The sequence below is a fragment of the Mangrovimonas aestuarii genome (genome assembly GCF_028767185.1).
Lineage (GTDB): Bacteria > Bacteroidota > Bacteroidia > Flavobacteriales > Flavobacteriaceae > Mangrovimonas_B > Mangrovimonas_B aestuarii.
The window spans coordinates 90,270-97,811 of sequence record NZ_JARACK010000011.1 but is presented as its reverse complement, the minus strand read 5'-3'; the positions used below and the strand labels follow the sequence as shown (position 1 = coordinate 97,811).

3 protein-coding genes, 1 tRNA gene and 1 rRNA gene are annotated in these 7,542 nt (G+C 35.1%); 3 read left to right on the top strand and 2 right to left on the bottom strand.

What is annotated here, in order from left to right; genetic code table 11:
- Nucleotides 1-93: ribosomal RNA gene (gene rrf / locus PWU04_RS12900) — 5S ribosomal RNA — on the top strand; the annotation flags it as partial.
- A gap of 144 nt (nt 94-237) precedes the next feature.
- A tRNA-Val gene (locus tag PWU04_RS12895) sits at nt 238-312 on the top strand.
- Between the two features lie 65 nt (nt 313-377).
- Here PWU04_RS12895 and PWU04_RS12890 read toward each other — a convergent pair.
- Nucleotides 378-1,661: a UDP-N-acetylmuramoyl-tripeptide--D-alanyl-D-alanine ligase gene (locus tag PWU04_RS12890; RefSeq protein ID WP_274476533.1), complete on the bottom strand. Its 1,284-nt coding sequence runs from the start codon at nt 1,659-1,661 to the stop codon at nt 378-380.
- A 69-nt stretch (nt 1,662-1,730) separates the two neighbouring features.
- Nucleotides 1,731-3,410: a gliding motility lipoprotein GldJ gene (gldJ, locus tag PWU04_RS12885; protein WP_274476532.1), complete on the bottom strand. Its 1,680-nt coding sequence runs from the start codon at nt 3,408-3,410 to the stop codon at nt 1,731-1,733.
- Between the two features lie 253 nt (nt 3,411-3,663).
- Between gldJ and porU the strand changes: the two genes are divergently transcribed.
- Entirely contained in the window at nt 3,664-7,530 is a 3,867-nt protein-coding gene (gene porU, locus PWU04_RS12880; protein ID WP_274476531.1) for a type IX secretion system sortase PorU, read from the top strand.
- Nucleotides 7,531-7,542: the final 12 nt, after the last annotated feature.

Here is a 7,542-nt window from a genome sequence, read left to right as displayed (position 1 = left end):
GACGGGGCTCACCTCTTACCATTCCGAACAGAGAAGTTAAGCCCGTTAGCGCCGATGGTACTGCACTCGTGGGAGAGTAGGTCGCCGCCTTTTTTGAAAGCCCTCTACTATCCGTGGAGGGCTTTTTTTCCTTATTATGGGGGAATGTGAAATAAGTTCCTAAGACCTTCTAAAAAAGGTTCATTTTATGTTGTAGATACAAAAAAGTCTATTATATTTGCAACCGCAAACAAGTAAGGGCGCGTAGCTCAGTTGGTTCAGAGCACTTGGTTTACACCCAAGGGGTCAGGGGTTCGAATCCCTTCGCGCCCACAACAAAAAATCCCAAAACATGATGTTTTGGGATTTTTTGTTTTATAGATTGTTCTAAATTGACTTTATATTAAGTCAATTATTCTTTCCAGAGCCATTCCTCGAGATCCTTTTATTAGTACAGTTGTAGAATCCATGTTTAAAGTGTTAATATCCTCTTTAAAAGATTTGAATGATTCATATATGCTCAGTTTATCGGAACTTAAGTGTATACGGCTAAAATTAGCTCCTATTAGTATTACTTTATCCAAGTGTAATGATAACGATAGATCGGCAATGTACTGGTGTTCTTTCTCTGCGTCTTGCCCCAATTCAAACATATCACCAAGAATAGCAATTTTAACTACATCTTGTCTGTTACTCAGGTTTGATAGTGCAGCTTCCATGCTTGTAGGATTAGCATTGTAGGCGTCTAGTATAAGTGTAGTAGAGCCCTTCTTGATTATTTGCGAACGATTATTAGATGGGATATAGGATTCTATAGCCTGTTTTAATGTGGTAACAGATATTTTAAAGTAGTTTCCAATGGCCAGAGCCGCAGCGATGTTATTTGCATTATACAGGCCAATTAAATTACTATTAATTATTTCATCTTGGAAAGACATATTTACAGTAGGAGAGTTGTCATTTACAATTTGTATCTTAACGTCTGATATGTTTGATGTACTGAAACTAAAAATTTTTCCTTTTTCAGATTTTTTTAATTGAATAGAATCATCAGCGTTTATAAAAATTAAACCATCATTTGCAATTAAGTATTCATACAATTCACTTTTACCTTTTATTACTCCTTCTACACCGCCAAAACCTTCTAAGTGTGCTTTTCCAAAATTAGTTATATAGCCGAAGTTTGGCTTAGCTATTTTACAAAGTAATTCTATTTCCTTCAGATGATTTGCTCCCATTTCAACTATTCCAACTTCTGTTGTTTTATCCATTGAAAGTAGTGTTAAAGGAACACCTATATGGTTGTTTAGGTTGCCGACTGTAGCTACGGTATTGAACTTTTTAGATAAAACAACATTAATTAATTCCTTGGTGGTTGTCTTTCCATTACTTCCGGTTAAAGCAATAATTGGAATTTTTAAAAAATCTCTGTGGAAAGTTGCCAGTTCTTGAAGAGTTTCTAGAGTATTCTTCACCAAAACTGTATTTTCTATGGAGCAATAGTCAGGATCATCTATTACAGCTATTTTAGAACCAGAATTCAAGGCTATTTGTGCAAAAGTATTACCATCAAAATTATCTCCCTTTAACGCAAAGAAAATACTGTTTTTAGATATTTTTCTGGTATCGGTACTAACTCCAGAGGAGTCTAGAAATAGTTGGTGTAGTTCTTTTATCTTCATAAAGTAAATGTATTAAAAAAGTCCTAACGTAATGTTAGGACTTTTTGTATTAACTATATGGTTTAAATCTTAGTTTTTGGTCTTGTTCTTAGATTTAGATTTAGAACCTACTCTAGACATTGCACATCTGAATCCGATATAGTCTGTAGCCATATCTTCAGGGAAGTAACGTCTTTGAGCTGGATCTAACCAATACTCTCTATCTCTCCAAGATCCACCTTTGTAAACTCTTACTTCATCGTTAATCAAAGATGTTCTTTTATTAGACTTGTCATATTCACGATCCATACCTCCTGTAGAATCTACAGTTACTTGATGACTAGGCGAGTTGTACATTTTTCTTGTGATGTTGTCAACACCTTCTTCTCCCTCATCAAAAGATTGATCGTAGTAACGAGAAGACTGTACATCTCCATCTCTAAAGTTTCTGTTATCACTTCTATCGAATTGAGTTCTTAAGTAAGTCTCTTCATCATCAACAGGCACTTGAAGGATTTCTCCAGGTAAGTTTCTAGCGATAACTTTACCGTTACTGATGGTATCGTATACGATATCGTCAACTGTAACAATTTGTACTGTACCTTCTTCTGTTATGGCATTTTTAGTATAAACGTTTCCACGGTAGTAGTTGAAGTCGTTAAATTCATCATCTACTATAGGTCTATAAACATCGGCTACCCATTCAGCAACGTTTCCAGCCATGTCATATAATCCGAAATCGTTTGGAGGGTAAGACTTAACTTGAGCAGTGATATCGGCTCCATCGTCAGACCAACCCGCAATTCCACCGTAATCTCCTTTACCTTGCTTGAAGTTAGCTAATTGGTCACCACGGATTTCACGCTTTCCTGAACGAGTATAGGCACCATCCCATGGATATTTTTTACGTCCTCTATATACGTTATAGCTACGAATTTCTGATAAACCTAGAGCAGCATATTCCCATTCTGCTTCGGTTGGGAGTCTGTATTTAATTGGAATAGCACCAGTTTCTCTAGTAGCATATACGCCAATTTCATTTCCTTCGGCATCCGTTTGGATTTTACGACGGCCTCCTTTAAGTACTTCTTCTTTACCACCAAATGTTTCAGTTGGTGCATTGATATAAGTATCTGTGTTGAATGTAGATTCAGCATCAGAATCAGTAAGGTGAGAATCACGTTTTAAATAGCCTTCATTCTGTAAAGATAATTCAGCAACACGATCAGATCTCCAGTTGGCAAACTCAACAGCTTGAATCCAGCTAACCCCAACTACAGGGTATTCTGCATATGCAGGATGACGAAGGTAGTTTTCAGTCATTACCTCATTGTACCCTAAGCGGTTTCTCCAAACTAAAGTATCTGGAAGTGCACCATTATATATAGCTCTAAAGTTTTCATCACTTGGCGGGTAAATTCTTTTAATCCAATCTAAATATTCAAGGTACATCATGTTCGTTACCTCGGTTTCGTCCATGTAAAAGGACTGAACATGTTGTTGGTTTGGAGTGTTGTTCCAATCGTGCATAACATCATCTTGCACTCTACCCATTGTAAAGGTTCCACCTTCAACAAATACTAGACCAGGGGCTGTTTCCTGCTCTTTAAAGCTGGTGTTATATTGAAAACCTCCCTGCTTATCATTGATTTGCCATCCGGTTGCCCGAGAAACATTTTTCGAACCTGATGAATTTTTACAACCAATTGAAGATACGGCCAGCAATACTGCTGTAAACACCTTCAAGTTTAAGATTCTTTTCATAACCATATATTAAAAAATAAATAATTTTTTTGGACACGCAATATAAGAATTAAAGCCAACACTGCAAGCACTAAGTTTAAAATTTGCTAAAAATAAATGTATTTCATCCGATTTTTAATGTCGTATAGCGATGCTTTTAAACTGTTTTGTTGATTTATTAACGCATATATTGATAAATTATTATCGTACTTTTGAACCTAACATTAATTTTTCTCTAACATTAATGTAATATCCACTATTAGATAACGTTATTTATGCGATGAAAAATAAGATTTTTTTACTTTTATCAATTGTATTTACAACAACAATAGCCCAACAAAAAGAATTTGTTGTTGACTGGAGTGGACATATAGCTGTAAATGAGACAAATTACCTTGCTGATGTTCCTTTTTTTGAAGGTGAAAACTTTAATTACGATTCAGTAAATGGTTTGCGCTTTACTTCTCAATGGGTTGAAAATTATAACGTTATTGCATCATCTGTAGAATTAGTTAATGTTTCTTATTCTCCCATTACTACTGCAGAACTAAAGGATCTTCCAAGGGATTTAATCCCAAATTCACCAAAACTCAATATCTATACTTCAACCTCACGAGAAAAGACTTTTACTAACTTATCTATATATCCAATTATAAAGTCCAATAATGGATCATATAAAAAAATTGACCGATTCACAGTTCGTTATCGTACTAATAATTTTTTTGCCAATAGGTCTTTTCAGAACGACCAGAATCTTGTTAACTCTGTTTTAAATAATGGAGAATGGTACCGCTTTTATGTAGATACCACAGGGGTATATAAAATCACCAAGAACTTTATAGAAGGTTTGGGTGCAAACCTTAATAATGTTGATCCCCGAACTATTAAGGTATATGGTAATGGAGGAAGGATGATTCCTTATAGTAATGCTGCTGATTATCCTATCGACACAATGGAGAATGCTGTAAAGTTTGTTGGGGAGGAAGATGGTGTTTTCAATGATAGTGACTATATTCTGCTTTATGCACAGGGTCCTAATGGATACGATGAGGAAAAAAGAACTAATATTAATTGTTATAATGAAAAAACGTATTACTATATTAACATAAGTTCTGGAAACGGAAAACGTATCCAGCCTTTAGTACAACCACAAGGGGACACTGACCTAAATATTAATACTCATAATGTCTATGTCTATCATGAGTTAGATGAGTATAATTTGGAGAAATTAGGTAGACGATGGTTAGGAGATAAGTTTGATATAGAAAACACAAAAACATTTGAATTTGACATTCCAAATCTAGAAACAGGAAAAGAAGTTTTAATCAAGGTACACGCTGCTGCTGCATCACCAATACCAACAAGTATGAACGTGTTGGTTAATAACAACTCAATTGGTGCAGTTTCGTTTTCAACTCCTAGCCTTGGATCGGGGGCTTCTGGCGGCTTTTTCTTCCAGCCTATTACTGTTCAATCGGGTAGTTTATCTGTATCACTTAACTATAACAATAGTGGCAACCCTGGTGCTATTGGTTACTTGGATTATATTTCACTTGAAGCCGAAAGAGAGCTTCGCTTTTATGGGGAACAGTTTAGTTTTACAAATAATGAAGCCTCTACCATTTCTGGAGTTGGTCAATATGATTTGCTTGATTCAGATAATGTTTCAGAGGTTTGGGATGTTACAGACATTTATAATATTTCTAATATTTTAAATTCTAATAGTTCTGATACATTTAGCTTTAGAGATGTTATAGGTGCCAAAAAAACATATGTAGCCGTTACTCCAAATGATTATTATTCTCCATTAAAGGATAATATTACCCAAATTGAGAACCAGGATATAAAAGGAACAATTTTTCTTAACGATCAGGGAGAGTTTGAGGATATCGACTATATTATCGTTACCTCAAATGAATTGTTGCCTCAAGCTAATCGATTGGCTCAAATCAATAAAATTCAAAACGGGTTGAATGTGAGAGTTTTAGATGTAAATAATATTTATAATGAGTTTAGTTCTGGAAATAATGATATTGGTGCTATTCGAAATCTTGTGAGATATGTATATAATAATGCAAGTACGCCAGAAAACAGAATAAAATATTTATGCCTATTTGGTGATAGTTCTTATGATTATAAGGATAGGATATCAGGTAACAATAATATTGTACCATCTTGGTATTCCTATGAAAGTTTCAGTCATACTAGTTCATATGTATCTGATGATTTTTATGGATTAATGGATGATGATGAAGGAAATATAGATGTGTTAGGTGGAGGATCCTTAGATGTAGCTGTTGGAAGAATTATTGCAGATACCCCTGAGTTGGCAAAAAACATTGTCGATAAAATTGAAAAATATTATTCGGAACAGTCTTACGGGAATTGGCGCAATATTTTTGTTGGAATTTCAGATGATATAGATAAACCAGGAGAAGAAATTTTAGAGTTAACAACAGATGAAATTTGTGATGAGATTTCAGAAGCAAAACCTTTTGTTAATGTTACCAAGATACATTCCGATTCCTATCAGCAGGAATCCTCATCAGGAGGTGATCGATACCCAAAAACAAGAGAAGCTTTTTTAGGTGCTATTGAAAAGGGTGCTTTGGTAATTAATTATTTTGGGCATGGAGGAGAAGATGGGTTGGCACATGAGCGTATTTTTTATAAGAGTGATGCTGAGAGTCTAAATAATACCTGTAAGTTTTTTTGCTTTGTTACCGTTACTTGTGAGTTCACTAGATTTGATAACCCTTTAAGGGATACAGCTGGAGAAGAAACTTTCTGGAATAAAGATGGGGGAGCAATAAGTTTAATATCAACAACCAGAGAGATATTTATTGGAGCAGGTGTAAGTTTCAATAAGGGGCTTAGTAAATATTTGTACTCTTATGTAGAGGACGATGATTATGAGGATTACGAATACCCAAGTATAGCAGAAGCACTTCGTCTTAATAAAGTCCATACTCCGAATGTTAATCAAAAGCGTATGATTTTTTTCTTTGGAGACCCGGCTATGAAATTAGCCATTCCCAAAGCTAACATTCGCTTAACTAAAATTAATGATATTCCCATTAGCCAAGCAACCGACACTTTAAAAGCTTTGAGTTATGTGAAATTAAGTGGCGAAGTTACAGATCCTTTAGGCAATGCCTTGAATGGCTATAATGGGACTTTATCTACAACCATATATGACAAGGAAATCCAAAGGGAAACACTGGACAATGATGGTAATAATTTTGTTATGCAATTCAAAACTTTGGGAGAAACTATTTTTCGAGGTCAAGCATCTGTAGTAAATGGTCAGTTTGAACTTGATTTTATTGTACCTAGGGATATTGGAGTGCCAGTTGGTAATGGCAAAGTAAGTTTTTATGCCAAATCAACATCTCCTTTGCAAGATCAGTCTGGCGCAAGTATGAATACAGTTAAAATAGGGGGAATCAACGAAAATGCAGAAGATGATAATGTGGGGCCGGTTATTCAACTTTTCATGAACGACGAAAGTTTTGTTTCAGGAGGAGTTGTTAACCAATCTCCAACGTTATTGGCTAAGCTGGAAGATGAACATGGTATTAACACTTCCAGTGGTATTGGTCACGACATCATAGCCATTATAGATGGAGATGAAACCAATCCGATAATCTTGAACGATTATTATGAAACAGAAGTTGATAGTTATCAAAAAGGACTGGTGAGTTTCCCTTTCAGGGATTTAGAACCAGGGTTGCACACTTTGAATTTAAAAGCATGGGATGTTTATAACAACTCTGCGGAACAGGAAATTCAATTCACTGTTTATAATGAAAATGAAAAATTGGTAGTTACTAATGTGCTAAACTATCCAAATCCATTTGTAGATTATACCGAATTCTGGTTTAACCATAACAGTTCAACACCTTTGGATGTGTCTATTCAAATATTTACAGTGTCAGGAAAATTAGTGAGAACTTTGAATGGACAAACAAATAGTGGGGACTGTTGTAATCAGGGAGGCGCATCTCTTTCAAGAGATATTATTTGGGACGGACGTGACGATTTTGGTGATAGAATAGGTAAGGGGGTTTATATTTATAAGCTTACTGTACAATCGCCAGCCCTTAATAAAAGGGTTGAGAAGATAGAGAAACTTGTAATACTGTAGGAAAAAATTATA

Bases quoted from the DNA above. Each gene is read 5' to 3' on its own strand.
- PWU04_RS12890 (WP_274476533.1), bottom strand. From the start codon at position 1,661: ATGAAGATAAAAGAACTACACCAACTATTTCTAGACTCCTCTGGAGTT.
- gldJ (WP_274476532.1), bottom strand. From the start codon at position 3,410: ATGGTTATGAAAAGAATCTTAAACTTGAAGGTGTTTACAGCAGTATTG.
- porU (WP_274476531.1), top strand. From the start codon at position 3,664: ATGAAAAATAAGATTTTTTTACTTTTATCAATTGTATTTACAACAACA.